The organism is Bacillus sp. 9.4 (assembly GCF_055486415.1).
Window position 1 is genome coordinate 237675 of sequence record NZ_JBVFMU010000005.1, and the last position, 26108, is coordinate 263782.

Annotated in this window: 27 protein-coding genes; 14 read left to right on the forward strand and 13 right to left on the reverse strand. The window is 45.7% G+C overall.

What is annotated here, in order from left to right; translation table 11 throughout:
• Positions 1-21: 21 nt before the first annotated feature.
• Positions 22-1143: a spore germination protein gene (gene gerKB, locus ACZ07B_RS18780; protein WP_216996226.1), complete on the forward strand. Its 1122-nt coding sequence runs from the start codon at positions 22-24 to the stop codon at positions 1141-1143.
• Positions 1144-1247: 104 nt separating this feature from the next.
• On the opposite strand, the gene ACZ07B_RS18785 is transcribed toward gerKB, so the two are convergent.
• Both ACZ07B_RS18785 and ACZ07B_RS18790 read right to left on the reverse strand, forming a co-directional pair.
• Positions 1248-1928: an ABC transporter ATP-binding protein gene (locus ACZ07B_RS18785; RefSeq protein ID WP_128740020.1), complete on the reverse strand. Its 681-nt coding sequence runs from the start codon at positions 1926-1928 to the stop codon at positions 1248-1250.
• Between the two features lie 15 nt (positions 1929-1943).
• On the reverse strand, positions 1944-3410 hold the full coding sequence (locus ACZ07B_RS18790) for an ABC transporter permease (protein WP_464877541.1): 1467 nt from the start codon (positions 3408-3410) through the stop codon (positions 1944-1946).
• Between the two features lie 212 nt (positions 3411-3622).
• On the opposite strand from ACZ07B_RS18790, the gene yclJ reads away from it, so the two are divergent.
• From yclJ to phrC, 4 genes are all read left to right on the forward strand, one after another.
• The gene (gene yclJ, locus ACZ07B_RS18795) at positions 3623-4306 is read left to right on the forward strand and encodes a two-component system response regulator YclJ (RefSeq protein ID WP_003246532.1); all 684 of its coding nucleotides are present in this window, start codon (positions 3623-3625) and stop codon (positions 4304-4306) included.
• Positions 4293-5714: a two-component system sensor histidine kinase YclK gene (yclK, locus tag ACZ07B_RS18800; protein WP_464877542.1), complete on the forward strand. Its 1422-nt coding sequence runs from the start codon at positions 4293-4295 to the stop codon at positions 5712-5714. The genes yclJ and yclK overlap by 14 nt, the downstream gene beginning before the upstream one ends.
• A gap of 163 nt (positions 5715-5877) precedes the next feature.
• The gene (rapC, locus tag ACZ07B_RS18805) at positions 5878-7026 is read left to right on the forward strand and encodes a response regulator aspartate phosphatase RapC (RefSeq protein WP_014475800.1); all 1149 of its coding nucleotides are present in this window, start codon (positions 5878-5880) and stop codon (positions 7024-7026) included.
• Positions 7010-7132 carry a phosphatase RapC inhibitor PhrC gene (phrC, locus tag ACZ07B_RS18810; protein WP_003224994.1) on the forward strand — a complete coding sequence of 41 codons (123 nt, stop codon included), beginning with the start codon at positions 7010-7012 and terminating at the stop codon, positions 7130-7132. Before rapC ends, phrC begins: the two co-directional genes overlap by 17 nt.
• A 99-nt stretch (positions 7133-7231) precedes the next feature.
• Here the strand turns inward: phrC and ACZ07B_RS18815 are convergent, their stop codons facing one another.
• The 3 genes from ACZ07B_RS18815 to ACZ07B_RS18825 form a co-directional block, all read right to left on the reverse strand.
• The gene (locus tag ACZ07B_RS18815; protein ID WP_015482794.1) at positions 7232-7321 is read right to left on the reverse strand and encodes a YjcZ family sporulation protein; all 90 of its coding nucleotides are present in this window, start codon (positions 7319-7321) and stop codon (positions 7232-7234) included.
• 83 nt (positions 7322-7404) lie between these two features.
• A complete protein-coding gene (locus ACZ07B_RS18820) occupies positions 7405-7518 on the reverse strand; it encodes a YjcZ family sporulation protein (RefSeq protein WP_003234495.1) in 114 nt (37 codons plus the stop codon).
• Between the two features lie 152 nt (positions 7519-7670).
• Positions 7671-9035, reverse strand: a complete 1365-nt coding sequence (locus tag ACZ07B_RS18825) for an aspartate kinase (RefSeq protein ID WP_327846519.1) — start codon at positions 9033-9035, stop codon at positions 7671-7673.
• A 384-nt stretch (positions 9036-9419) separates the two neighbouring features.
• Between ACZ07B_RS18825 and yclN the strand changes: the two genes are divergently transcribed.
• Genes yclN through yclQ form a run of 4 tightly spaced genes read left to right on the forward strand, consistent with a single transcriptional unit; the run spans position 9420 to position 13037 of the window.
• Positions 9420-10370, forward strand: coding sequence for a petrobactin ABC transporter permease YclN (gene yclN / locus ACZ07B_RS18830; protein ID WP_014475804.1), 951 nt, complete (start codon positions 9420-9422; stop codon positions 10368-10370).
• Positions 10363-11310, forward strand: a complete 948-nt coding sequence (gene yclO, locus ACZ07B_RS18835; RefSeq protein WP_003246705.1) for a petrobactin ABC transporter permease YclO — start codon at positions 10363-10365, stop codon at positions 11308-11310. The genes yclN and yclO overlap by 8 nt, the downstream gene beginning before the upstream one ends.
• Positions 11304-12062 (forward strand): petrobactin ABC transporter ATP-binding protein YclP, encoded by a 759-nt coding sequence (yclP, locus tag ACZ07B_RS18840; RefSeq protein WP_003234487.1) that lies wholly within the window; start codon positions 11304-11306, stop codon positions 12060-12062. The genes yclO and yclP overlap by 7 nt, the downstream gene beginning before the upstream one ends.
• 21 nt (positions 12063-12083) lie before the next feature.
• Positions 12084-13037: a petrobactin ABC transporter substrate-binding protein YclQ gene (gene yclQ, locus ACZ07B_RS18845; RefSeq protein WP_014478834.1), complete on the forward strand. Its 954-nt coding sequence runs from the start codon at positions 12084-12086 to the stop codon at positions 13035-13037.
• 46 nt (positions 13038-13083) lie between these two features.
• Here yclQ and ACZ07B_RS18850 read toward each other — a convergent pair whose 3' ends face one another.
• The 4 genes from ACZ07B_RS18850 to ACZ07B_RS18865 form a co-directional block, all read right to left on the reverse strand.
• Positions 13084-14502, reverse strand: coding sequence for an MDR family MFS transporter (locus ACZ07B_RS18850; RefSeq protein ID WP_015382772.1), 1419 nt, complete (start codon positions 14500-14502; stop codon positions 13084-13086).
• Positions 14503-14521: 19 nt separating this feature from the next.
• Positions 14522-15400, reverse strand: coding sequence for a TetR/AcrR family transcriptional regulator (locus ACZ07B_RS18855; RefSeq protein ID WP_464877543.1), 879 nt, complete (start codon positions 15398-15400; stop codon positions 14522-14524).
• Positions 15401-15563: 163 nt separating this feature from the next.
• On the reverse strand, positions 15564-16313 hold the full coding sequence (nfsA, locus tag ACZ07B_RS18860) for an oxygen-insensitive NADPH nitroreductase (RefSeq protein WP_003234479.1): 750 nt from the start codon (positions 16311-16313) through the stop codon (positions 15564-15566).
• Between the two features lie 16 nt (positions 16314-16329).
• Positions 16330-16617: a putative quinol monooxygenase gene (locus tag ACZ07B_RS18865; protein ID WP_003234477.1), complete on the reverse strand. Its 288-nt coding sequence runs from the start codon at positions 16615-16617 to the stop codon at positions 16330-16332.
• Positions 16618-16756: 139 nt separating this feature from the next.
• On the opposite strand from ACZ07B_RS18865, the gene ACZ07B_RS18870 reads away from it, so the two are divergent.
• Entirely contained in the window at positions 16757-17071 is a 315-nt protein-coding gene (locus ACZ07B_RS18870; protein ID WP_003234476.1) for an ArsR/SmtB family transcription factor, read from the forward strand.
• Position 17072: 1 nt separating this feature from the next.
• Here the strand turns inward: ACZ07B_RS18870 and gabR are convergent, their stop codons facing one another.
• Positions 17073-18512 (reverse strand): MocR-like transcriptional regulator GabR, encoded by a 1440-nt coding sequence (gene gabR / locus ACZ07B_RS18875; protein WP_257433777.1) that lies wholly within the window; start codon positions 18510-18512, stop codon positions 17073-17075.
• 105 nt (positions 18513-18617) lie between these two features.
• On the opposite strand from gabR, the gene gabT reads away from it, so the two are divergent.
• From gabT to gdh, 4 genes are all read left to right on the forward strand, one after another.
• Complete coding sequence (gabT, locus tag ACZ07B_RS18880; RefSeq protein WP_464877544.1) at positions 18618-19928, forward strand: 4-aminobutyrate--2-oxoglutarate transaminase; 1311 nt, start codon at positions 18618-18620, stop codon at positions 19926-19928.
• 68 nt (positions 19929-19996) lie between these two features.
• On the forward strand, positions 19997-21385 hold the full coding sequence (gene gabD, locus ACZ07B_RS18885; protein WP_015382777.1) for a succinate-semialdehyde dehydrogenase: 1389 nt from the start codon (positions 19997-19999) through the stop codon (positions 21383-21385).
• 122 nt (positions 21386-21507) lie between these two features.
• On the forward strand, positions 21508-22371 hold the full coding sequence (gene glcU, locus ACZ07B_RS18890) for a glucose uptake protein GlcU (protein ID WP_003234455.1): 864 nt from the start codon (positions 21508-21510) through the stop codon (positions 22369-22371).
• A gap of 19 nt (positions 22372-22390) precedes the next feature.
• Positions 22391-23176, forward strand: coding sequence for a glucose 1-dehydrogenase (gdh, locus tag ACZ07B_RS18895; RefSeq protein ID WP_024573629.1), 786 nt, complete (start codon positions 22391-22393; stop codon positions 23174-23176).
• 44 nt (positions 23177-23220) lie between these two features.
• On the opposite strand, the gene ACZ07B_RS18900 is transcribed toward gdh, so the two are convergent.
• Genes ACZ07B_RS18900 through ycnK form a run of 3 tightly spaced genes read right to left on the reverse strand, consistent with a single transcriptional unit; the run spans position 23221 to position 26080 of the window.
• Positions 23221-23835 (reverse strand): YcnI family copper-binding membrane protein, encoded by a 615-nt coding sequence (locus ACZ07B_RS18900; RefSeq protein WP_077671286.1) that lies wholly within the window; start codon positions 23833-23835, stop codon positions 23221-23223.
• Positions 23836-23847: 12 nt separating this feature from the next.
• Positions 23848-25473: a copper transporter YcnJ gene (gene ycnJ / locus ACZ07B_RS18905; protein WP_217020573.1), complete on the reverse strand. Its 1626-nt coding sequence runs from the start codon at positions 25471-25473 to the stop codon at positions 23848-23850.
• Positions 25474-25507: 34 nt separating this feature from the next.
• A complete protein-coding gene (gene ycnK / locus ACZ07B_RS18910; RefSeq protein WP_080528927.1) occupies positions 25508-26080 on the reverse strand; it encodes a copper uptake transcriptional regulator YcnK in 573 nt (190 codons plus the stop codon).
• Between the last annotated feature and the right edge of the window lie 28 nt (positions 26081-26108).

Consider the following 26108-nt stretch of genomic DNA (forward strand, 5'->3'; position numbering starts at 1 on the left):
TGAAGAAAGGGGAAGTGACAGATGGAAAAAGCCAGAATAAGCATAAGGCAGCTGTTTGTCATGATTATCATTTTTGAGCTGGGCAGCTCCTTATTGATTACACCCGGATCAATGGCGGGCAGGGATGCTTGGATCGCAGTTCTGTTGGGGTGTGCGGCCGGTTTGTTTCTTTTCTATTTGTATCAAGGCATTTATCAATGTTACCCCAATTCTTCTCCGAAAGAATATATGGATGATATGCTGGGAACCAAGCTGAGCTGGCTGTTTTCATTTCTCTATATCTTGTACTTTGCCTATATTGCCGCAAGGGTCCTGCGTGACTTTGGAGAAATGCTGCTGACATTTGCTTATCATGATACACCTATCATTATTGTAAATGGTTTATTAGTGATAGTTAGCATATACGCTGTAAGAAAAGGAATCGAAGTGCTCGCCCGCGCGGCTGAGCTACTTTTCGGAGCCATGTATTTACTGGGCGCGATCGGCCTCGTGCTGATTGTTGTCTCAGGTTCTATAGACCCGCATAACTTAAAACCGGTTTTGGCAGACGGCATTTCTCCTGTCCTTTACTCAGTTTTCACTCAGACCATGTACGTTCCGTTTGGCGAAGTCGTTTTATTTGTGATGATTTTCCCTAACCTGAATGACAGAAAAGATGTGAAAAAAATGGGGATGATCGCCATGGCTATTAGCGGATTGGTTGTGGCGCTCACCGTGGCGATTAATATCAGCGTGCTTGATGTTGATCTTACACTCAGATCCCAGTTTCCGCTTTTAAGCACGATCCAGACAATCAAGGTCGAAGAATTTTTAGACCGGCTCGATGTCTTTTTTATGCTGGCGCTGATCATCGGCGGCTTCTTTAAGGTCAGTCTCTACTTATATGCCACTGTGGTTGGGACATCTACGCTCTTTAAGGAAAAGAACCCCTCTCAATTGGCTTATCCGATGGGATTGGGCATCTTAATCCTTTCTATAACGATTGCGACTAACTTTTCGGAGCACTTGAATGAAGGCCTGAATGTGGTGCCGCTGTATATTCATTTGCCTTTTCAATTATTGTTTCCGCTCTTTCTGTTTATTGTGGCTGTTTGGAAAAAGAAACGAAGAGAGAAGTCAAAAGGGGCGGAAGCAAAAAAATGATAAAAAGAGCGGGGGGATGCAGCCGCCGCTCTTTTTATGTTCACTTCTATATAAAAGGGGGATATAGGGTGCGCCCCTGTCTGCACTGGCAGAGGCGCGTTTTGTTATACGACTGCGACGTTTTCCTTCACAGTAAAACTTCCTCTTGAAAGTCTGATATTGATGTCTGACACTTTTGCAATTTGTTCATCGTGCGTCACCATAATGACGCATTTATCTTCCTTGTGCGCCAGATCCTGAAAGAGCCGTACGATCTCTTTTGATGTGTCCTCATCAAGGTTTCCGGTCGGTTCATCGGCTACGATAAGATCCGTGTCACAGCAGAAAGCCCTTGTAATTGATACCCGCTGCTGCTGTCCGCCGCTCAGTGTGAGCACTTTTTGCCGGGCTTGTTTTTCGTTGATGCCAACCTTCTGCAGCATGTCAAGCGCATATGATTCTTTGTTCTTTTCTTTAGAACCTGTGATTTCCATAGCGGTTGTGACGTTCTGTAAAGCCGTCATATACGGGAGCAGGTTGTACGCCTGAAAGACGATTGATACATATTGATTTCTGAAATTGGTTAAGCCGATTTTAGAAACCGCTTTTCCGTCGTAAAGGATGTTTCCTTCTTTTGGTGCGTCAAGTCCGCCTGCCAGAGACAGGAAAGTGGTTTTCCCCGTCCCTGATGTGCCGACGATTGTGTAGAATTTGCCTTTTTGAAAGCCGATGTTAATATCCTGAAACAATGGCTGGCTTTTGTCTTTATACCAGTAGCCGACTTGTTGAAATTCTAATAAGCTCATAGGTTCCGCCTCTTTCTATTCCTGTTTTGTCAATATCGTTTTCGGATGAAGCCGCAGTACTGAAATTGACGGCAGCAATGTTGCAATGATTGCGATTAGGATGCCGATCCCGCCAAGAATAAGCATGTCGTTCATAGAAACCGCGACGTTCAGTGAATCGATAATGTCCACGTTTGATGAACTGTGGCCGAACATTCCGCCGCCCATGCCGCCACCGCCGCCGGGCATTTGTCCGCTTGCGGTTTGCGTTGAATCGGTTGATGAACTGATCTGCTGGGATAAAAGCTGATTTCCAAGCTGATTCGCGACGAGATTTCCCGTCACAGATGCAAGGCCGATAGCGATAACGGCCACAATCAGAATCTCAGTCAAGAACTGTCCAATCAATTTCCATCGTTTTTCACCGAGAGCCATTAACACGCCCATTTCGTATTTGCGCTCCCTGATTGACATCATGACAATCAGGCCAAGAATGACGGCGCCTGCCACTGATACAAGATACACCACGTTTTTAGAGAAAGAAGCCACATTTTCAATCGGTCCGACCATTTGCTGGTAAAGCTGATCGTTTGTATTCAGTGTGTACGTATCAAAGTCAATTGATGTTTTCTTCGCTGCTTTTACGAAAGCATCCATATTTTTCGCGTCGTCCATATAGTAAACAGCTGAGTCAACCGTATTTTTATAGTCGTCGCCTTTCAGCGCCGCTGTTGCTGTGTAAGGCGTATAAAGCTTGTTATAAGGGTTTAAGAAAGAGAAATTTTGGGCTTGGTCATCTCCTGAAGATGTTGTTTTATAAATGCCGACGATCTTCAGCTTTACTGTTGTATTCTCATCCGTTGCTGATTCAATTGTGATCGAATCGCCAACGCTTAAATCATTTTCTGCCGCTAATGTTTCGTTGATCACTGTTACTTTTTTGCCGACATCTGATTTTGTAATCGCGCGTCCGTCTGTGATTTTTGAATCTCCGTCAGAGAAATCATCGACTAACGCTGTGCTGATGACACCTTCAATAGAAAGATCGGCTTGAACCATTTGCGGTCCGCCTTGTCCTCCGCCTTGACTGTTTTTAGCGTTTGAGCTTGAACTGCTGGAGCTGGAATCACTTGAACTAGAGCTTGAGCTTTCAATCGCATCAAAGTTTCCCGCGTTGGCTGAAGCTGATGTGGTGTAATTGTAGCTCTTCACATGATCAAGCGCTGCAAGCTTATTCGCATCAGACACTTTGATCGGTGTTGATTCGAAGCTGCGTTTTTCACCGCTGTCCTGCTGTTTTTCCATTTGCTTTTGGCGGTCAACCTGAAGTGTCACGCTTCCGCCGAGTTCCTGTCTGGCCAGTTCGCTTGACTTTTGTGCTGCCGACTGGATAGTGAGGCCTGATAGAACAAAGACACATATGACTGTAAACACAAATAATTGCAATAACGTTTTTCCCTTTTTAGCCTTCATATTCCAAAAGGCCCGTTTGATAAAGTTCATTTATGTTCCTCCGCATTGGTATTTTTATTGATAAGACCGCCTCTGGGGCGCGCCCGCTTGCTGATAAATTAATAGTAGTCCAAAGGTATGAAAAAAATATGAACAATCTATTTCTAGTTGATGAAATAAAAACTAACAATTGTGAAACGCAAAACCTTCTGTTTAAAATGGTGCTATTATATAAAAAAGCATCAAAACAACCGGAGGATATAATGAAAATATTAATGATAGAAGATAATGTTAGTGTATGTACGATGACGGAGATGTTCTTTTTTAAGGAAGGTTTTGAAGCGGAATTCGTTCATGACGGGTTAGAAGGGTACCAGCGTTTTACGGAAGAAAATTGGGATCTGATCATTTTGGATATCATGCTTCCATCTATGGACGGCGTGACCATCTGCAGAAAAATAAGAGAGACAAGCACGGTGCCGATTATCATGCTCACTGCCAAAGACACTGAATCAGATCAGGTCATTGGCTTTGAGATGGGGGCGGACGATTATGTCACAAAGCCGTTCAGCCCGCTGACATTGGTTGCCCGCATCAAAGCCGTCATCAGAAGATATAAGGCGACAGGCAAAGCGGTTATTGATGAAGATATGATCGAAACGGAATGCTTTACCATTAATAAGAAGACGAGAGAAGTATTATTAAACGGAGAGCCTGTAGAAAATCTCACGCCGAAGGAATTCGATCTGCTTTATTACCTTGTCCAAAATCCGCGGCAGGTGTTCTCAAGAGAACAGCTGCTTGAGCAGGTATGGGGCTATCAATTTTATGGAGATGAGCGAACGGTTGACGTTCATATCAAACGGCTGCGGAAAAAGCTTGCCAGCGAAGACAAGCCTTTCTTGTATACTGTGTGGGGAGTAGGGTATAAATTTGATGAAGATTAAATATTTATATCAGCTGCTGCTAAGCCATATCAGCATTTTGATTTTAGCGTTTGTCATTATCATTTCTCTGTTTTCCCACTTTGTGAAAGAATTTGCCTATCAAAACAAAGTAGAGGAATTGACGTCATATGCGGTGCAGATCGCAAATGAATTCCAAGCCGGCCAGGTGGACATGCGCAGGCTCTATCCTTATCAGGACATGTTAAGCACAAGAAAGACGCAATTTATCATCTTTAATGAAGAGCAGCAGCCTTATTTTCTTCCTGAAGGCTTTCATCACCCACCAAGGGAACAGCTGAAGAAATCAGAATGGAATAAGCTGAAAAAAGGGCAGACTGTCATGATCAGGGTAGATGGCCGTTTTGATGATGAAGTGTCCCTTGTGGCGCAGCCTATATTTGTCCAGAACGAATTTAAAGGCGCCGTTCTGCTGATTTCTCCGATCAGCGGTGTTGAACAGATGGTCAATCAGGTCAACCTCTATATGTTTTACGCTGTGATCAGCACGCTTGTGATTACGATTCTTGTGAGCTGGCTTCTGTCCAAATTCCATGTCAAGCGGATTCAAAAGCTGAGAGAAGCGACAGATAAAGTGGCTTCCGGCGATTATGACATCCATTTGGAAAACAGCTACGGGGACGAAATCGGCGTACTGGCGTCTGACTTTAATATCATGGCGAAAAAACTAAAGCAGTCAAGGGATGAAATCAATCGCCTTGAGAAGCGGAGAAGGCAGTTTATCGCTGACGTGTCACATGAATTAAAAACACCGCTGACGACGATCAACGGTTTGGTTGAAGGGCTGAACAGCCATACGATTCCTGAGGATAAGAAGGATAAATGCTTCTCGCTGATCAGTGAGGAAACGAAGCGCATGCTGCGGCTCGTAAAAGAAAATCTGGATTATGAAAAAATCAGATCCCAGCAAATTACCTTGAACAAGCTAAACGTTCCTCTGATCGAGGTGTTTGAAATCGTGAAAGAGCACTTGCAGCAGCAGGCGGAAGAAAAACAAAACAAGCTGATGATCCAGGTAGAGGATCACGTCATCGTACATGCCGATTATGACCGGTTCATTCAAATTCTCGTCAACATTACGAAAAACAGCATCCAATTTACGCAAAACGGTGACATTTGGCTGCGCGGAATGGAAGGTTATAAAGAGACGATTATTGAAATTGAAGACACGGGTATCGGCATTCCAAAAGAGGATATTGAGCATATTTGGGAACGGTTCTATAAAGCAGATATTTCAAGAACGAACACGGCATACGGTGAATACGGACTCGGTCTCTCGATCGTCAAGCAGCTTGTTGAAATGCACCAGGGCACAGTAGAAATCAAGAGTGAAGAAGGGAAAGGCACAAAGTTCATCATCCGCCTTCCTTTAACGGCAAAACAGCAATAGCATACAGGGCGGCGGCATCATCTGATGGAGCCGCCTTTTGTATACACCGCTTCGGTTTATTGCGTGCTCCCGAAAACAAAGATTGCGTGTTTTTCGGGTTGGGACGGTCTATAAACATGATAAAATATGACATAAACAGTTTTTGATGGGAGAGGGTGAAGGAATGAAGAGCGGGGTAATTCCTTCTTCAGCGGTCGGTCAAAAAATTAACGAGTGGTACAGATATATCCGGACATTCAGCGTGCCGGATGCCGAAGTGTTAAAAGCTGAAATCCAGCAGGAACTGAAACACATGCAGCATGATTCCAACTTGCTGCTTTATTATTCACTAATGGAATTCCGGCACCAGCTTATGCTGGATTATCTTGAGCCGTTAGAGAAATTAAATATCGAAGACCAGCCAAGCCTGTCTGAATTATCAAGAAACATTGACAGCAACCAGGCAGACCTCAAAGGGCTGCTCGACTATTACGTGAATTTTTTTCGCGGGATGTATGAGTTTGATAAGCGGGAATTTATTTCTGCCATTACATACTATAAACAGGCGGAGAAAAAGCTCTCCTTTGTCGCAGACCATATTGAACGGGCTGAATTCTATTTTAAAATCGCAGAAGCTTATTATTATATGAAGCAAACGTATTTTTCATTGATTAATATAAAAAACGCTTATGAAATTTACGTGGAGCAGGAAACCTATAATGTGAGAATCATTCAATGCCATTTCGTGTTCGGGGTCAACCTGATGGATGAAAGAAATTTCGAACAAGCTGCACGCCATTTCAAATTGGCGCTCAATATGGCCCAAGCGGAACAAAAAGCCCAGCTGGTCGGAAGAGCATACTACAATCTCGGATTATGCTATTACAATCAAGACCTTCTAGACCCTGCCATTGATTACTTTGAAAAAGCGGTCTCCACGTTTGAAAGCAGCAGGATCGTCAATTCTCTCCCGCAAGCCTATTTTTTAATCACCCTGATTTATTATAAACAGGGAAAACATGATAAAGCTTCGGAATATCACAAGCGGGGCTATGAATATGCTAAAGAAACAGACGATGCAGACTATGCCGTAAAATTCGAGTTTTTGCAATCCCTATATCAGGATCAGCCCAATGAAGAAGGAATCGAACGATGTTTCCAGTACTTAAAAAATAAAAATATGTACGCTGATATAGAGGATTTAGCCCTAGAAGTAGCAAAATACTACTATGAACAGAAATGGTTTAAACTGTCTGCTTCCTACTTTCTACAAGTTGAAGAGGCAAGAAAACAAATACAAAGGAGTGAAGGTTTGTATGAAATTGAAATCTAAGTTGTTTGTTATTTGTTTGGCCGCAGCCGCGATTTTTACAGCGGCTGGCGTTTCTGCTAATGCGGAAGCACTCGACTTTCATGTGACAGAAAGAGGAATGACGTAAGAACAAGCCCCTTCTCATTAGCGAGAAGGGGTTTTTCTTTTCAAAAAAACACCGCAAGACATAGTCTTGCGGTGCCGCCTTCATGGAGATTACGTTTATTTAGTAGCCTCCTACAAATGCAGTTCCCACAATGATCAAGAGGATAAATAACACAACAATCAAAGCAAAAGAAGTTCCGTAACCTGACATTTTGTGCACCCCCTTCGAGATTGCTTTAGCAAATGCTGCTGCAAAACTGTGGCGGACAGGGTCCCGCAGAGACGGTCAGCAGCTTAGAAGCCGCCAACAAACGCAGTCCCTACGATAATTAAAAGAATAAACAATACAACGATTAAAGCGAAAGAACTGATGCCGCCGTAACCGCCGCCGTTAGAGTATCCTGACATAAGGTTTCACCTCCCTATGAAGGATACTATAAGATATGCTGAACCGATCCATTTGGCAGGGATAATAGTGGACAAGAGAAAAAATGAACAATTCGGCTATATGAAGGTGATATAAAAAATAGCGGGCGCTGCCGCCCGCTATTTATGTACGATTAAGAGATTAATACGCCCGCGAAAAATTCCTGGTATAACGCTTGAACGGCTTTTCTTTCTTCGGCTTCTTTTACGCCAAACATCATGCTCACTTCAGAAGATCCCTGATTGATCATTTCGATATTCACCTGTGCCTCCGATAATGCTTTGGCGGCTCTTGCCGTTGTACCGACATTGTGGCGCATCGCTTCCCCTACAACCATAATCAGGGCGAGATGATGCTCGACGATGACTTCATCGGCATGCAAATCCTCTTCGATCCGTTTGACGACGCTGCGTTCAGTGGCGGCATCCATTTGCCCCTGCCGTAAAATGATCGTCATGTCATCGATTCCCGATGGAACATGCTCATACGTCAAACCATGCTCCTCCAGGATTTGAAGGGCTCTGCGGCCAAAACCGATTTCTCTGTTCATGAGATATTTGCTGATATAAATGCTGCAAAAACCGGTGTCGCTGGCAATGCCGACGACAGGCCCGTTTGTGTTATCCCGCTTGCTGACGACGCGGGTGCCTTCGGCTGAGGGGTTGTTCGTATTTTTGATCTGAACAGGAATCCCCGCTCTGAATGCCGGAATGAGCGCTTCATCATGAAACACTGAAAAACCCGCGTAGGACAGCTCCCGCATCTCTCTATATGTCAGCTCGCTGATTTCCTTTGGATTCTCAACGAAGGACGGATTGACAGAATACACAGCGTCCACGTCTGTAAAGTTTTCGTACAAATCGGCTTGTAGTCCGTTGGCAAGAATCGAACCGGTAATATCAGAACCGCTCCGTGAGAATGTGATCACATCGCCATCCTTGCTGAATCCGAAAAAACCGGGAAAAATGATGAGTCCGTCACGTTCCCGAAGACGATAGAGGTTTTGATAGGATTCAGGAAGAACTTGCGCGTTGCCGGGTTCATTTGTCACAAAGAGGCCGGCATCCTTCGGGTTTACATACTCCGCTTTGACGCCTTTATAGCGGAAATAAGCGGCGATCAGCTTGGCATTGTTATCCTCTCCGCTGGCCTTGACTGCGTCAAGGTATTGTTCGGGATTGCTTTTATCTCCTTCTAAAAGCGTAAACAGATCATCTCTGATTTTTTCGATAATGCCTTGCCCCAGCTGAAGCTCAGTGGCGATGAGAGCGTACCGTTCCACAACCGCTTCCACCAGTTCAGGTGCGCTGCCTGATGCCAAATATTGTTCTGCACATGCGATTAAGAGATCAGTCACTTTCGTATCCTCGGCATAGCGTTTTCCCGGAGCTGAAACGACTACAGCTTTCCGTGCCGGGTCTGAGGTAACGATGTGAAACACCTTGTCAAGCTGGGCGCCTGAAGCAAGTGAGCTGCCTCCGAATTTAACGACCTTCATGTTTACATCTCCTAATGTTTAAAATTTTCACACAAATTTAGTATTTATTATCTCTCTTTCAGTACTGTAAATCAAGGGGTAATTTCTTTCTGGAGAGAACATTTGTATTTTTCACGAGGAATAATGTCAGGTTTGCTGACCGTATACCTGCGTTATAAAGATAAATATGGTAAACAGCCTAACGTTTTGGGATGGAAAATGGTTAGAATGATTAGTAAAATGGATAAATGACTAGGTTAATATTTTTAAAGAATATTGACTAACCCTAGAAAAATGGTAATATGTAAATGATAATGATAATCAATTACTATATGGCCATATTGTTTTGAGTCCTTGCGGAGTAGGAGATACGTTCTTTTTGCTGTAAGGATGTAAGGAGGCAGCATGAAGCTACGTTACTTATTTATTCTACTTATCATATTAGCAGTCACATCTGTATTTATCGGTGTAGAAGATCTGTCGCCGCTTGATCTCTTCGATTTAAGCAAACAAGAGGCGTCAACGCTGTTTGCAAGCCGTTTGCCGCGATTGATCAGCATTGTCATCGCGGGATTAAGCATGAGCATCTGCGGTTTGATTATGCAGCAGATCAGCAGAAATAAATTCGTGTCACCGACGACGGCGGGCACGATGGATTGGGCGAGGCTCGGCATTTTAATTTCCTTGCTGCTGTTTACATCCGCCAGTCCTTTAATCAAAATGCTGGTCGCGTTTGTCTTTGCCCTTGCAGGAAATTTTCTGTTTATGAAAATCCTTGAAAGAATCAAGTTTAACGACACCATCTTTATTCCGCTTGTCGGTTTAATGCTCGGGAATATCGTCAGTTCAATCGCGACATTTATCGCATATAAATATGACTTGATCCAGAATGTGTCATCATGGCTGCAGGGAGACTTCTCTTTAGTCGTGAAAGGAAGATACGAGCTTCTTTATCTGAGTATTCCGCTCGTCATCATTGCCTATGTGTATGCGGATAAATTCACATTGGCCGGTATGGGTGAAAGCTTTTCTGTCAACCTCGGCCTCAAGTATAAACGGGTTGTGAACATCGGGCTCATTATCGTGTCCCTGATCACGTCTCTTGTCATTTTGACTGTCGGTATGCTGCCGTTTCTCGGTTTAATCATCCCGAATATTGTATCGATTTACAGAGGAGACAATCTGAAGAGCAGCCTGCCGCATACTGCGCTGTTGGGAGCGGTTTTTGTGCTGTTTTGCGATATACTGGGCAGAATCATTATCTTCCCTTATGAAATCTCGATTGGCCTGATGGTCGGAATCATCGGCAGCGGCATTTTCCTGTTTATGCTGTTAAGGAGAAAAGCCTATGCGTAACCAGATGAAAATAGCTTTGCTCGTTGGTTTAGCCATTGTATGTATTGGCTTGTTTTTGTTTTATGACTTAGGCAATTGGGATTACACCCTGCCGAGACGAATCAAAAAGGTCGCAGCCATTGTGCTGACGGGGGGAGCGATTGCGTTTTCGACCATGATCTTTCAAACGATTACGAACAACCGCATCCTGACGCCGAGCATTTTGGGCCTTGATTCTCTCTACATGCTGATTCAGACTGGCATTATCTTTTTGTTCGGTTCTGCGAATATGGTCATCATGAATAAAAACATCAACTTTATCATCTCTGTTCTGCTGATGATACTGTTTTCTCTTGTTTTGTATCAGATCATGTTCAAGGGTGAGGGGAGAAATATCTTTTTCCTTCTGCTTATCGGAATCGTGTTTGGCACGCTGTTCAGCAGCCTGTCTTCTTTTATGCAGATGCTGATTGATCCGAACGAGTTCCAAGTTGTGCAGGACAAGATGTTTGCCAGCTTTAACAATATCAATACGGATTTGTTATGGCTCGCGTTCATCATCTTCCTGCTGACAGGCGTTTATGTCTGGCGTTTTACAAAATTTTTCGATGTGCTGTCGCTCGGACGCGAGCACGCCGTGAATTTGGGCATTGACTACGACAAAGTGGTGAAGCAGATGCTGATCGTGGTTGCGATTTTGGTTTCTGTTTCAACAGCGCTAGTCGGGCCGATTATGTTTTTAGGCCTTCTGGTCGTCAACCTGGCGAGAGAATTCCTGAAAACATATAAGCATTCATACTTAATCGCAGGCTCCGTTTTCATCAGCATCATTGCGCTGGTCGGAGGGCAGTTTGTGGTTGAGAAAGTGTTTACCTTCTCAACGACGCTGAGCGTCATTATTAATTTTGCCGGCGGGATTTATTTTATCTACTTGCTGTTAAAGGAGAATAAATCATGGTAGAGGTCAGAAATGTAAGCAAACAATATGGCGGGAAAGTTGTTCTTGAAGAGACGTCAGTCACGATTCAAAAGGGCAAAATCACCTCGTTTATCGGTCCTAACGGCGCCGGCAAAAGTACGCTGCTGTCTATCATGAGCCGCCTGATCAAAAAGGATTCCGGCGAGATTTACATAGACGGACAAGAGATTGGAGCATGTGACAGCAAAGAGCTTGCCAAGAAAATGAGCATTTTGAAGCAGGCGAACCAAATCAATATCAGGCTCACGATCAAAGACCTCGTCAGTTTTGGCAGGTTTCCGTACTCACAGGGCCGGCTGACAGAGGAAGACTGGGTTCATATCAACCAGGCGCTCAGCTATATGAAGCTGGAAGACATTCAAGACAAATACTTGGATCAGCTGAGCGGCGGACAGTGCCAAAGGGCATTTATCGCCATGGTCATTGCCCAGGACACAGATTATATCTTTCTGGATGAACCGCTGAACAATCTGGATATGAAACACTCAGTTGAAATTATGAAACTGCTGAAACGGCTGGTAGAGGAGCTTGGAAAAACGATCGTGATCGTCATTCACGATATCAATTTTGCTTCAGTCTATTCTGACTATATCGTCGCTTTGAAAAACGGCCGAATTGTTAAAGAAGGACCGCCTGAAGAAATGATAGAAACATCAGTGCTTGAGGAAATCTACGATATGACCATCCCGATTCAGACGATTGATAATCAAAGAATAGGTGTCTATTTTTCTTAATATATAGAAGAGGTGAAGAGCATGAAAAAGTTCGCATTACTATTCATCGCTTTGGTGACGGCAGTTGTGATTTCTGCATGCGGAAACCAAAGCACAAGCAGCAAAGGTTCTGATTCTAAGGAAGAACAAATCACGGTGAAACACCAACTGGACAAAAACGGAACAAAAGTACCGAAGAGCCCTAAAAAAGTTGTCGTATTTGACTTTGGAAGCTTAGATACACTAGATAAACTTGGTCTTGATGATAAAGTAGCGGGACTGCCGAAACAAGCCCTTCCTAAATATCTGTCCAAATTCAAGGATGACAAATATGCTGACGTCGGAAGCTTAAAAGAGCCAGACTTCGAGAAAGTGGCAGATTTAGACCCTGACTTGATCATTATCTCAGGAAGACAATCTGAGTCTTACAAAGAATTCTCTGAAATTGCGCCGACAATTTACCTTGGCGTAGACACAGCGAAGTATATGGAATCATTTAAGTCTGACGCAGAAACAATCGGTAAGATCTTCGATAAAGAAGATGAAGTGAAGGATGAACTCGCAAAAATCGATCATTCAATCGCAGATGTAAAGAAAACGGCTGAAAAGCTTAACAAAAACGGTCTCGTCATCATGGCGAACGACGGGAAGATCAGCGCATTCGGTCCTAAATCAAGATACGGCCTGATCCATGACGTGTTCGGCGTGACACCGGCTGATAAAAACATCAAAGCGTCTACTCACGGACAAAGCGTTTCTTACGAGTACATTTCAAAAACAAACCCGGATTACCTGTTTGTCATTGACCGCGGTACAGCGATCGGTGAAACATCATCTACTAAACAAGTCGTTGAAAATGATTATGTGAAGAATGTAAACGCAGTGAAAAATGATCATGTCGTCTACCTTGATTCTGCTACTTGGTACTTATCAGGAGGCGGTCTTGAGTCTATGGCACAAATGATCAAAGAAGTGAAAGACGGTTTAGAAAAGTAAAACCAAAAAGAGCCTCCGCTAAATAGCGGGGCTCTTTTTTTGTTAATCAGCGTGCCGGCTGCTGTTCGGCAGGGCGCTGAGGTTTTTTTAATGTGAATGAGAGGAGGAAGCCGACAAGTGCAATGACGGCAGCCACAATAAAAGCGGCGTTCATGCCGTGCAGGGCGGCGTGCTTTACATTTGTCGTGCCTGCATGTGCCGCCTGGTTGCTCATCACGGAAACCAATAGTGCGGTTCCGATCGAGCCGCCGACTTGGCGAATCGTGTTGTTCATCGCAGTTCCGTGCGGAATCAAGTGGCGCGGCAGCGCGTTGATTCCAGCTGTTGTCACCGGCATCATGATCATGGCGGTGCCTAAGAGACGAACGGTGTATAAAACGACAATCCAAGCGAGTGACGTATGGTCAGTCAGCTGCATAAACGGCAGAGATGTCAGGAAGATGATGCAGAAACCGGCAATCGCCAGCCCTCTTCCGCCGACACGGTCAAAAATTCTGCCGATAATCGGCGACATAAAGCCCATCACAACGGCTCCCGGAAGGAGCATAAGCCCTGTATCAAAAGCTGTGACGTCTCTGACATTTTGTGTATAAAGCGGCAGGATGGTTTCCGTACCGATCAATAATGCAAAGACGAGGGTTCCCAGCAGTGTTGTTAAACTGAAAACGCCAAACGTGAAGACGCGGAATTCCAGCATCGGTTTTTCAAGCTTCATTTGTCTTGTGATAAACAAGAGCAGCGCGATGACACCCACCAGCAGTGAAATCAAGACGGTTGAACTGGACCAGCCATAAGAGCCGACGCTTGAGAAGCCGTACAGAAGGCCGCCGAACCCAAATGTTGAAAGGATGACTGATAAAATATCAATCTGTGTTTTTCTTAAAGTCGTCACGTTTTTCATCAGGATGCTGGCAAGAATCAAATCAATCACAGCAAACGGAAGAATAATATAAAACAATGATCTCCAAGAGAAAGCTTCGACAGCCCATCCGGAAAGAGTCGGTCCGATCGCAGGCGCGAATGAGATGACCAATCCGACCATACCCATAGCCTGGCCGCGTTTTTCAATCGGAAAGATTGTCAGGAATACAGTCTGCATGAGCGGCATCATAATGCCGGCTCCGGCCGCTTGAATGATACGTGCTGTCAGCAGAACCGGGAAGTTCGGCGCGAACGCTCCGACGACTGTTCCGACAGTGAAAATGCTCATTGCTGTGATGAGCAGCGCCCGGCTTGTGAATTTCTCAATTAAAAACGCGGTAATCGGAATTAAAATCCCGTTGGTTAACATAAATGATGTGGTCAGCCATTGTGCTTGGTTGGCATCGACATTGAAATCCCTCATGATATGGGGAAGTGCGGTAATCAACAATGTCTGGTTCAAAATCGCCACAAACGCTCCGGCTAACAAAATGCCGACAATGACAGAACGGTTAAAAGGTTTTTGTTCAATACTTGTGTTCAATACATATCCCTTCTTTTCTCTAAGTAATTAACAGTGTTTTTAACATGGAAACGGGCTGTGTTAAAACACCGGTTTGTTCCAGATAGCCAATCAGTGATTTGAGTAAAAAAGCGCGGGGTTCTTCCTTCTTCGCTTCTTCCTCCAGCATAGCGGCTGCGGAAGTCAGTTCATCTACGTCATAGTCCGCGGCGGACAGGGAAGAGATGCCTTTATGTAATTCCTTCAGGCTTTCCGATAATAGGACTGATTTATCCTTTGGCTTGTAGGAGGATGCTGAATGAATATAAAGCTCGATGGCTTCGGGCGGAAGAAGAGACTGGCGGGTTTCCCTGTTTTTGATAATCTGATTGAGGGTGCTGATGATAAACTCTGCGATCGGGTCAAGCTCAAGCGGTTTTTCCTCGATTTTGATCAGCATTAAAAACTCACGCATCATGCCGTGAAGAATGATGACCAAATCCCATACAAACGGGAGAATGGTTTCTCCATACGCCTGGATCAGCGAATCGCGGTGCCAGCAGATAATCGTCGATCTGGTCTGATGGATATGCTGTTTGACCCGGTCATTATGCAGCTTGGGGTTTCCGTAGGTCAGCATATTGAAAAACTGCTGATTCCGCCTGAAGCCCTCCAGTTCCATTTTGACCTTTTGCGTCAAACGCTCCTCCGGTGTAAGTGCGGTATTTTCCTGAAGTCTTGAGGCTGCGGCCACCATTTGCTTCTGGTTAAATGACAGCAGCTCCAAAAGCAGATCTTCTTTAGATTGGAACAGCTTATATATCGAAGCTTTTGACATCTTACATTCTTCTGCGATCGCCTGCATGGAAACCGACGTAAAATCCTTTTCCGAAAAAAGCTTTCGCGCGACTAACAAGATATCTGTTTTTTTATCAAGCATCTCATGGCTTCCTTCTTTCTTGAACATTAGAAAACCCATTGGTTCACAGAAAACCAATGAGTAACTATGAAAAAATTTTACCAAATAAACAAAATAGAAGTCAATGGATTTTAACCGGGTAAATGAAAGGCCTGCCGGAAAATCCGACAGGCCGAATAAGAGCTTATTTTTCAACTTTAAATCCTTGTTTTTCAAGCATTTCACGGATGTGCGGATAGTACAGGCGCTCATAGTAGGAAGCGATGCTCTGTGACCAATTTCTTGTTTCTTTTCCGTTTGTCCGTTTATTCATGTATTCAGACATCTGTTCGTCGTATGCCTGAATGTGAGACGTCAGCTCATCCTGATTCAAATAAGTTTCCTGATGATTGACAGCTTCCTGCGGCAAGCGCGGTTTTTTCGCTGAACGGTCGGCAGGATGCCCAATGACAAGGCCGGATAAAGGGAACACGTATTTTGGAAGCTCAAGCAGTTCGATCAGCTCTTGAGGGTTTCCGCGAACTGCACCGATCGGAACTGTGCCAAGTCCGAGTGACTCAGCCGCTGCTGTTGCTGTGCCGAGGGCAATACCAGCGTCTACTGCGCCGACAAGAACAGATTCCAATCCATTTGTGATTTCCATTTTGAAATCATGCAGATCTTCAAGCGCAATTTTGGCCCGGTTGAAATCTGCGCAGAACAGCAGGAAAACAGGAGCTTGATCGATCCATGGCTGGCCGCCTGCCAGTTCGGAGATTTTCTTTTTGCGCTCTTTATCCTGGACTGTGATCACAGTCACTTGCTGTCCGTTGATAGAAGAAGGGGCTGATTGCACCGCTTCAATGATTTGGTCCAATTGCTCCTGAGCTACAGGCTCATCTGTGTAGCTGCGAATCGAGCGGTGGTCTGTTAAAGATTTAATCACTTCATTCATATGAGACACCCTTCCTTTACTCGCTAAGCTCTGTGCGGACAACATCAAGAGGAGCGCTCAGCAGTTCTTTTCCTTTTGCGACAAACCCTTGGAAATGTGCAGTTTCGTTATGGAATTTCATTGCCGCTTCATCTTTCCATTTTTCAAGCATGACAAATGTATTTTCTTCGCCTACTTTTTCAAATAGGTCGTATTGCGCGTTGCCTTCCTCAGCTCTTGAATGCTGAACAAGTGATTGAGCCTCGCTCAAAAATTCCTCGCGTTTTTCTGGTTTTACTTTGATGTAAGCTTGTAATACGATCATGTAAATCTCCTCCGTCGTTATGCGAATTTATTGTTCGAATTTCATCGAACTAAATGTAACATGTATTCTAAATGAGGTAAAGGAAAAACCCTTATATAGTAAAATTGTCATTCTAATTGTTGTGTGATACATTTGTGTCATGAACATTCCAAACCATCCAGAAACAGAAACATTGCAGCTGACAAAGGTTCTTCATGCACTTAGTGATCCGCTTCGTTTAGAGCTCGTCAAGCAATTAGCTGAAGCAAAAGAAAAAACGTGCAGCACCTGTGCAGATGTGCAGGTTGCCAAATCGACTTTGTCGCATCATTTTAAAGTTTTGAGAGAATCAGGCATCGCTCAAGTTCGGATAGAAGGAAAGCGCCGGTATTATTCGCTTCGCGCTGAAGACCTTGAAAAGGCATTTCCGGGCCTGCTTGAAGCCGTGCTGAATGTAGACCAGGACCGCTGGTGAATCAATCCCCTGTAACGGGGATTTTTTTATGTCCGTAAACCGCTTTGAAAAGCCGTTGCACACCCTCCTGAATATCTTCTTCCTTCAGCCGTGCAAAGCCGATAATGAGAGCGGGCCTGCCCGTTTGCCGCTTGTTTTCCTTCAAGTTAAATCGGCTCATTCCGAATATTTCAAGCTGCAGCCCGGCAGCATGTGACAGGATGTCTTGTTCGGTGCGCCTGGTATCAAATTCGGTAACAAAATGCAGCCCCGCATTTGCCCCTTTTACGGTAACCTCTCCGCTGAACTCTGCTTCTAAAGCGGTGATCAGGCGTTCTCTCTTTTCTTTATAATGCTGCTTCATTTTTTTTATATGCTTCTGATATTCACCAGACTCGATAAATTCCTGCAGGGTGAGCTGTGTAAGTGATGAGCAAGTCTGCAGATCATAGCCCCGCTGTTTGTATGCCCTCAACAGCTCAGGCGGCAACACCATATAGCTGATCCGCAAGCCGGGGAGAAGGGACTTTGAAAAGGTTCCCATATAGATGACATTTTGAAAACGGTCGAGGCTTTGCAGCGCCGGAATACTGTCTACATCATATGTGAATTCACTATCATAATCGTCCTCAATGATATATCGGCGCGGCTCCTCGGCTGCCCAGTTCAGCAGCTGAATTCTTCTGGATACAGGCATAATCGTTCCGGACGGAAACTGATGCGACGGGGTGGTCACCAGCACATCTGGCTGCTGTCTGGTGATTTCAGCAATCGACATGCCTTTTTCATCCAGCATGATCGTCTTTACTTGTTTTCCGGCATTCTTCAAAAGCTGATACATGCGCCTGTAGCCAGGCTCCTCCATCGCATACACGGCTTCCTTGGGTAAAAGCTCAGTCAACAGCTGCATGAGCACCTGTGTGCCTGCCCCTATGATCATTTGTTCCGGCCTGCATTTTACACCCCTCGTCAGGGAAATGAGCCTCGTAATGGCCGCTCTCACTTCATATATTCCTTGCGGATGTGACATATCGCCGAGCGTGCGGTATGAGCGGGAGGCCGCTTTTTGCTCGCAGCGGAACCAGCTTTTGATCGGAAAATGGTCTGTATCGGAACTCATGTGTGAAAACGATATCCAATCACTCTGGTCGATGTGAATCTCTTTTAGGTCATCCGGCAGTGCAAATGGAGGGTGCTCCTCGGCGGAAAACATGTCTAGTTCCTCCACGAAGAAACCCTTTCGTTCAATGGTGTACAAATACCCCTCAGCCAGCAGCTGCTGATAGGCTGAATTCACTGAATTTACGCTGACCTTGAGATTTTCAGCCAGCTCCCGCTTGGAGGGAACCTTCGAGTGCGGCAGCAGATTGCGGCTGAGGATTTCTTTTTTCAGCTTTTGATAAATTTGCTGATAGATATAATCGGCTTGTTCTGAACGATCGAGTGTAATCGTGATATCCATTTGTATTTTCTCCTTCTGATACCATCAAAAAGTTATAATTGGTACTTTTCATCATACCAAAGAGAAGTCAGAATGATAAGAAAATACCGACAGGGGGATATTCACATGAGTCAAACAACAGCAAGCATCACAACTGCACAATGGCAGCAAAAACGGGATCAATTTGTGTCAAAAGGTGTGAGCAACGGCAACCGCAGTCTGGCGGTCAAAGGAGAAGGGGCCGAGCTGTACGATCTGGACGGCCGGAGATTTATTGATTTTGCAGGCGCCATCGGCACGTTAAATGTCGGACACTCGCATCCGAAGGTGGTTGAGGCTGTGAAGCGGCAGGCAGAGGAGCTGATTCATCCTGGCTTTAATGTCATGATGTACCCGACTTATATCGAGTTAGCCGAAAAACTGTGCGGCATTGCACCGGGCAGCCATGAGAAAAAAGCGATTTTTCTTAACTCAGGTGCAGAAGCGGTCGAAAACGCTGTGAAAATCGCCAGAAAGTATACAAAGCGCCAAGGCGTTGTCTCATTTACGCGCGGGTTTCACGGGCGCACGAATATGACGATGAGCATGACAAGCAAGGTAAAACCTTATAAATTCGGTTTCGGGCCTTTTGCGCCAGAGGTTTATCAAGCGCCGTTCCCTTATTATTATCAGAAGCCGGCCGGCATGAGTGATGAAAGCTATGACGATAGGGTCATTCAAGCATTCAATGATTTCTTTATCGCTTCAGTGGCGCCTGAAACGGTGGCGTGTGTCGTGATGGAGCCGGTGCAGGGAGAAGGCGGGTTTATTATTCCTTCGAAACGGTTCGTACAGCACGTCGCTTCATTCTGCAAAGAACACGGCATTGTTTTTGTTGCTGATGAAATCCAAACCGGCTTTGCCAGAACTGGCACTTATTTCGCAATTGAGCACTTTGATGTAGTGCCCGATCTGATCACGGTTTCTAAATCGCTTGCGGCAGGCCTGCCATTAAGCGGCGTGATCGGGCGTGCGGAAATGCTTGATGCGGCAGCGCCAGGGGAGCTGGGTGGCACGTATGCCGGCAGCCCGCTCGGCTGCGCGGCGGCTTTGGCAGTCTTGGATATTATCGAAGAAGAAGGACTGAATGAGCGATCTGAAGAAATTGGCAAAATCATTGAAGACAAGGCGTATGAGTGGAAACAAGAATTCCCATTCATCGGTGACATCCGCAGACTCGGGGCGATGGCCGGAATCGAAATCGTCAAGGATCCAGACACGCGTGAGCCTGATAAAGCAAAAGCAGCAGCGATCGCGGCCTATGCGAATCAAAACGGATTACTTTTGCTGACAGCGGGAATTAACGGTAATATCATCCGCTTTTTGACACCGCTCGTCATCTCAGACAGCCTTTTAAATGAAGGGCTCAGCATCTTGGAGGCGGGCCTGCGAGCTTAATCATTGGAAAGAAAACGGCTGGGTCTGCTATCATTTTAAGTAATCATGAAAAGAAAGGAATGTTCAATATGCCAGATCAATTAACGGTCTACAACCCGGCTACGGGCGAGGAGATCAAAACGATTCCTCAGCAATCAGCCACAGAGGTAGAAGAAGCCATTGAACGTTCACATCAAGCGTTTAAAACGTGGTCTAAAACATCAGCGAACGAAAGAGCGTCTCTTTTGAAAAAATGGTATGAGCTGATTGTTGAACATAAAGAAGAGCTTGCAGATTTAATTACAAAGGAAAACGGAAAACCCTACCAGGAAGCAGTCGGCGAGGTACTTTACGGCGCAGGCTATATCGAATGGTTCGCAGAGGAAGCGAAGCGTGTGTACGGAAGAACGGTCCCGGCCCCGACAACTGGTAAACGAATTGTTGTCACACGCCAGCCGGTCGGCCCCGTTGCTGCTATCACGCCCTGGAATTTCCCGAATGCGATGATTACACGCAAAGCGGCGCCTGCTCTTGCCGCTGGCTGTACATTTATCATCAAGCCGGCGCCGGACACACCGCTGTCTGCTTATGAACTGGCACGCCTCGCATATGAAGCGGGCATTCCGAAGGATGTTCTTCAGGTTGTAATCGGCGATGGAGAAGAAATCGGAAATGTGTTCACAAGCAGTCCGAAAATCCGCAAAATCACGTTCACAGGCTCAACACCTGTAGGGAAAATCCTTATGAAAAACAGCGCGGACACCGTGAAGCACGTCTCAATGGAGCTCGGCGGACACGCCCCGCTGATCGTAGATGAAGATGCAGACATTGACCTTGCCGTTGAACAGGCGATGGCGTCCAAATACCGAAACGCCGGCCAAACCTGCGTATGTGCTAACCGCCTGATCGTTCATGAATCCATTAAAGATGAATTTGCTGCGAAACTGAGCGAGCAAGTGTCTAAGCTGAAAGTCGGAAATGGACTTGAGGAAGGCGTCAATGTCGGCCCGATCATCAATAAACGAGGCTTCGAAAAAATCGTCAGCCAAATAGATGATGCGGTTGAAAAAGGCGCGAAAGTGATTGCTGGGGGCACATATGACCGAAACGATGACAAAGGGTGCTACTTTGTGAATCCGACAGTGCTCACCGATGTCGATACGTCCATGAACATCATGCATGAGGAAACATTCGGCCCGGTCGCCCCGATCGTCACGTTTTCTGATATTGATGAAGCGATTCAGCTTGCAAACGATACACCGTATGGCTTGGCTGCTTACTTCTTCACAGAAAACTACCGCCGCGGCATCTATATTTCCGAGAATCTAGAGTATGGCATTATCGGCTGGAATGACGGCGGACCGTCAGCGGTTCAAGCGCCATTCGGCGGAATGAAAGAAAGCGGCATCGGCCGTGAAGGCGGTTCAGAAGGTATCGAGCCGTACCTTGAAACAAAATATTTGTCCATCGGTTTATAAAAGAATGCACGCTCCTGAGAGCTGCCGGATTTTCCGGCAGCTCTTTTTGTGTTCCGGCGAATAATCACAACAATTCCAGCCAAAATAACAGCAAATACATTTTGAAAGAAGGTTCCCCAACAATGGATTTATTATTGGCTCTTCTCCCGGCTTTGTTTTGGGGGAGCATTGTTCTCTTCAATGTGAAATTAGGCGGCGGGCCGTACAGCCAGACACTGGGAACGACGATCGGGGCGCTCATTGTTTCTATCGTTATTTACTTTTTTGTTCAGCCCGTTCTGTCCCTTCGCATTTTTATTGTTGGAATCGTATCCGGCTTATTTTGGTCACTTGGACAGGCCAACCAGTTGAAAAGCATTCAATTGATGGGCGTGTCGAAAACAATGCCGATTTCCACAGGAATGCAGCTCGTTTCCACCTCGCTGTTCGGTGTGATCGTGTTCCGCGAATGGTCAACACCGATTGCGATTACGCTTGGCGTTCTCGCTTTGATCTTTATCATTGTGGGAATCATTCTCACGTCCTTGGAAGATAAGAATGATAAAAAAGAGGGCGAGCCAAGCAATTTGAAAAAGGGCATTTTGATTCTCCTTGTTTCGACTCTTGGTTATTTGGTTTATGTAGTCGTGGCCAGATTATTCAATGTGTCCGGCTGGTCCGCGCTGTTGCCACAGGCAATTGGCATGGTGGTCGGGGGGTTAGTTTTAACCTATAGGCACAAACCCTTTAACAAGTATGCGATCAGAAATATTCTCCCAGGGTTAATCTGGGCAGGCGGAAATATGTTTTTGTTTATTTCTCAGCCGCGAGTCGGCGTTGCAACGAGCTTTTCCCTTTCACAAATGGGAATTGTCATTTCTACGCTCGGCGGTATTTTCATCCTGCGTGAAAAGAAAACGAAACGCCAGCTTATAGCAATTGCGATCGGTATTATCCTGATTATTGCCGCCGCCGTATTCTTAGGAATCGCCAAAACAAATTCATAACAAATGGAGGAGGATGTATATGTATCCGGATTTAAAAGGAAAAGTCGTCGCTATTACAGGAGCTGCTTCAGGGCTCGGAAAGGCAATGGCCATTCGCTTCGGCAAGGAGCAGGCAAAAGTGGTCATTAACTATTATAGTAATAAGCAAGATCCGAACGAGGTAAAAGAAGAGGTCATCAAGGCGGGCGGTGAAGCTGTTGTCGTCCAAGGAGATGTCACGAAAGAGGAAGATGTAAAAAATATCGTGCAAACGGCAATTAAAGAGTTCGGCACACTCGATGTTATGATTAATAATGCCGGTCTTGAAAATCCTGTGCCATCTCACGAAATGCCGCTCAAGGATTGGGATAAAGTCATCGGCACGAACTTAACAGGTGCCTTTTTAGGAAGCCGTGAAGCGATTAAATATTTCGTAGAAAACGATATCAAGGGAAATGTCATCAACATGTCCAGCGTGCATGAAAGGATTCCGTGGCCGTTATTTGTCCACTATGCAGCTAGTAAAGGCGGAATTAAGCTGATGTCTGAAACGTTGGCTTTGGAATACGCGCCGAAGGGCATTCGCGTCAACAATATCGGGCCAGGTGCGATCAACACGCCAATCAATGCTGAAAAATTCGCTGACCCTAAACAGAAAGCAGATGTAGAAAGCATGATCCCGATGGGCTATATCGGCGAACCGGAGGAAATTGCCGCAGTGGCAGTGTGGCTTGCTTCGAAGGAATCCAGCTATGTTACAGGCATCACATTGTTTGCGGACGGCGGAATGACGAAATATCCTGCTTTCCAGGCAGGCCGCGGTTAAACATAAAAAGCGACCCAGACATGACATCTGGATCGCTTTCTTTATTAGGCACGCTTTTTCTTTACAAGTGCTGCTACAGATAAAATAATGGCAGCCGCAGACAGCACAATCGCTGTAATGTCTAGAGCTGAAGAACCTGAGTTTTCGGAATCGTCTTCTGTTTTCGTGGCGCCGTGCTCATCTGTCACTTGTTTTGCAGACGTGATGTTTGTAATGGAATGAGGTGTATCGGCATCCTCGTCACCTGTCCACTCAACAATGCTGCCGTCTTTGTAATATTGGTATGCGTCCCAAGCAGCTTCCTCTGCTTTGTCAGGGTTTTTGGCAACAAAGGTAAACTGCTGGAACTGTCCTTCCTGAATGCCTCCGTCAGTCGCCTCCCATGTCACGGACACTGATTTGTCATCATGTTTTTGAGTGGAAACCTTCCAGCCCGGAATTGGCTCATATTGCTGGAATTCAACATCCTTCGGCATTTTGAGGACAACCTTCGTTGTCGGCAGATTTTTCTCAGAAGGAACCTTCATTGTATACGTTTCCCAAGAGCCTGCAGCAGACTCAGCCGGTTTTACAGAAACATGCGCGCTGGCAGGGGCCGAAAAGAATAAGAGGGAGCCGACAATAGCCGGACATAGTGTCAATGCGATTTTTTTCAACAACGTAAACACTCCTTAATTGGTCTTTGTAAACATGATATTGATTTCGTTAAAGTCGCCGGTCAGGCCGTGGACTTTGATCTTCCAGTTTCCTTTTTCATTAATCGACAGGTTTTGATCCTGGAAGACGCCTTTTGTTTTTTCTTTTAATGTAAAGGTGCTTTTGTTTTCGCTGCCTGACAGGCCTGTTTTATAAACGGTTAACGTGATTTGCTGGATGTTTTTCACGGGATCTCCGTTATGGTCGGTGACCCGCAGCTCAAAAACGTTTTTTCCGGGCTGGTTTGGGCTGATGCTGAGAGAAACGCTTTGTCCGTTCTCAATCGCTTTGGTTTGGTAGAACGGTTCCGGCGCTGGATCAGGCGGGCTTGGCAGGCTTGTAAACACAGCCGCTGTGATCAATACAGCGATGCCGATTGCCCACTCCGCTTTCAACGTTCGGCTGATTCCTGTGCGGCGCTGCTTTCTGGTAAGCAGAAAATGAATTGCGCCTAAGACCAGCATGAAAACAAACAGCCCGCTTTTCACTAAAAGAGCTTGGCCGTACGCTGTATGGAACAGTGAATCCATTGAACGAATGATGAAAAATCCATTGAGCAAGCCTGAAAACAAAATGACGCCGACTGCAGTGAGCGCCCATGGGGAGAACCGTCTGACCGTCTCCCACGCGAGCGTTTTGTCAGGCTGCCTCCATTCTTTTGAGAGCAGCAAAACGAGTGCCGCTATTCCGCCGACCCAGATGGAAGCGGAAGTTAAATGAAGGAAATCCATCAAAATGCCGACCGTTTTTTCTTCAACGACAGCAGCATGCCCGGTAAACGCCTTGGCAAGCAGGAGACCGAAAAAGAAAATGAGCGGCGCTGTCCAATAGCCAAAGGATGAAAAGCGGTTTTTCCGTATCGCAGGGATGACAGACAGTGCGAGCAGCACGAACAGCGCAGCCTGTATGATCCAAACGGAGCCGCCTGCTGTCTCAAACAGTGTTTCTCTGATGTAGCCCGGCTGGAATGCGCTGCCCCAGCCGCCGCCTGCGTTCGCTTTTGTCTGAATCGGAAGCTGAAGCAAAAGCGCCAGCCCCAGTGCTGTGATCGAGCCGGTCAGGATACGTCTTGTCCGTTTGACGAGCTGTTCTGATTTCCCTTTATACCAGAAAAGATGGAAGAAAACCGTTCCGATAAACAGAGATAAGGCTGTATACAGAATCGCGCGATCTGCTGCTGTTCCCGGATTCAGCGCTGAATCGGCTGCTTTTTGGCTGCTGAATCCGCCATCCGCTTTCCCGATACTGAACGGAATGACGCCGGAAACAGGATGCCCGTCCGCGGATACGGCATTCCATTCCGCTCTGTACACATCTTTAGGCAGATTCTTCTTCAGCTTCACTGTCATGATGTGATGATTATCTTTTTTGATTTCAGTCTTGTCCGTATCCACACGGTCGCCGTTTGAATTATAGACTTTAATGTAGTGAAACCCTTCTTCAACCGGTTCATTAAATTCGATTTCCACCTGCGCAGGAGCACTTTTTAATTCGCTGTTTTCCCCAGGTGAAGATTTGACAATATAGGCGTGAGCAAAGCTTGTTTTCGGCAGGAAAACAAGAAAAAGCAGAAGGATGATCCACCATCTGTTTCGCTTCATCACTCAGACACCACCTTCCGCTGTATGTGTTGTGTTATTTCTTGGTGCAGGTGCAGCGTTTCTTTCGGTCTTGAAGCATGTCTTCCAGCGCTTGGTCGAAAGTGCAGACGGCTCCGCCGAATCCTTTTTGAAATCGTTCGGCATGGTCAAGTGTCGCAAACGGAATGGCCTGCGGCTGGCAGCAGTGCAGGTTTAATTCAGCATTTACGACGAAATAAGCCGAACCGGCACTGACGGTTGTCTGTAACAGAAAATCTCTGCAAATCAAGTGTGAAACCTCTTCCGTTTTATCCGCGTAACGCAAAAACGCGCAATGTGCGCAGCATAGCTGTTCAATGTCTTGGTTTACCGTAATCAGCTGAACCGAATGAGCTTGATTGACGGGCTTCAAGCAATAGCTGCACATATGATCCGTTTGAGGTGTTCGGGCGGGGAGCGTGATGCCGCCGGCCGTTTTAATGACCTGATTTGACTGAACCAGCTGATTGACATCTCTGTATACCGTCATTTCCGAAACGCCAAACCTTGCGCTGATGTCAGAAATTCTGAGCGCGCCTTCTTCTTTCAGCCACTTCAGTATGTGTTGCTGTCTATTAATCGGAAGCATTCATACACCCTCTTCATTAAGATCTATT

Excerpts from the sequence above, each read along its gene's own strand:
- yclO (WP_003246705.1), top strand. The coding sequence starts at position 10,363 with ATGCGTAACCAGATGAAAATAGCTTTGCTCGTTGGTTTAGCCATTGTA.
- gabR (WP_257433777.1), bottom strand. The coding sequence starts at position 18,512 with ATGGATATCACGATTACACTCGATCGTTCAGAACAAGCCGATTATATC.
- yclN (WP_014475804.1), top strand. The coding sequence starts at position 9,420 with ATGAAGCTACGTTACTTATTTATTCTACTTATCATATTAGCAGTCACA.
- gdh (WP_024573629.1), top strand. The coding sequence starts at position 22,391 with ATGTATCCGGATTTAAAAGGAAAAGTCGTCGCTATTACAGGAGCTGCT.
- gerKB (WP_216996226.1), top strand. The coding sequence starts at position 22 with ATGGAAAAAGCCAGAATAAGCATAAGGCAGCTGTTTGTCATGATTATC.
- ACZ07B_RS18855 (WP_464877543.1), bottom strand. The coding sequence starts at position 15,400 with ATGCTTGATAAAAAAACAGATATCTTGTTAGTCGCGCGAAAGCTTTTT.
- ACZ07B_RS18815 (WP_015482794.1), bottom strand. The coding sequence starts at position 7,321 with ATGTCAGGTTACGGAACTTCTTTTGCTTTGATTGTTGTGTTATTTATC.
- nfsA (WP_003234479.1), bottom strand. The coding sequence starts at position 16,313 with ATGAATGAAGTGATTAAATCTTTAACAGACCACCGCTCGATTCGCAGC.
- ACZ07B_RS18865 (WP_003234477.1), bottom strand. The coding sequence starts at position 16,617 with ATGATCGTATTACAAGCTTACATCAAAGTAAAACCAGAAAAACGCGAG.
- ACZ07B_RS18820 (WP_003234495.1), bottom strand. The coding sequence starts at position 7,518 with ATGTCAGGATACTCTAACGGCGGCGGTTACGGCGGCATCAGTTCTTTC.
- yclJ (WP_003246532.1), top strand. The coding sequence starts at position 3,623 with ATGAAAATATTAATGATAGAAGATAATGTTAGTGTATGTACGATGACG.
- phrC (WP_003224994.1), top strand. The coding sequence starts at position 7,010 with ATGAAATTGAAATCTAAGTTGTTTGTTATTTGTTTGGCCGCAGCCGCG.
- ACZ07B_RS18790 (WP_464877541.1), bottom strand. The coding sequence starts at position 3,410 with ATGAACTTTATCAAACGGGCCTTTTGGAATATGAAGGCTAAAAAGGGA.
- gabT (WP_464877544.1), top strand. The coding sequence starts at position 18,618 with ATGAGTCAAACAACAGCAAGCATCACAACTGCACAATGGCAGCAAAAA.
- gabD (WP_015382777.1), top strand. The coding sequence starts at position 19,997 with ATGCCAGATCAATTAACGGTCTACAACCCGGCTACGGGCGAGGAGATC.
- glcU (WP_003234455.1), top strand. The coding sequence starts at position 21,508 with ATGGATTTATTATTGGCTCTTCTCCCGGCTTTGTTTTGGGGGAGCATT.
- ACZ07B_RS18785 (WP_128740020.1), bottom strand. The coding sequence starts at position 1,928 with ATGAGCTTATTAGAATTTCAACAAGTCGGCTACTGGTATAAAGACAAA.
- ACZ07B_RS18825 (WP_327846519.1), bottom strand. The coding sequence starts at position 9,035 with ATGAAGGTCGTTAAATTCGGAGGCAGCTCACTTGCTTCAGGCGCCCAG.
- rapC (WP_014475800.1), top strand. The coding sequence starts at position 5,878 with ATGAAGAGCGGGGTAATTCCTTCTTCAGCGGTCGGTCAAAAAATTAAC.
- yclP (WP_003234487.1), top strand. The coding sequence starts at position 11,304 with ATGGTAGAGGTCAGAAATGTAAGCAAACAATATGGCGGGAAAGTTGTT.
- ACZ07B_RS18870 (WP_003234476.1), top strand. The coding sequence starts at position 16,757 with ATGAACATTCCAAACCATCCAGAAACAGAAACATTGCAGCTGACAAAG.
- ycnJ (WP_217020573.1), bottom strand. The coding sequence starts at position 25,473 with ATGAAGCGAAACAGATGGTGGATCATCCTTCTGCTTTTTCTTGTTTTC.
- yclQ (WP_014478834.1), top strand. The coding sequence starts at position 12,084 with ATGAAAAAGTTCGCATTACTATTCATCGCTTTGGTGACGGCAGTTGTG.
- ycnK (WP_080528927.1), bottom strand. The coding sequence starts at position 26,080 with ATGCTTCCGATTAATAGACAGCAACACATACTGAAGTGGCTGAAAGAA.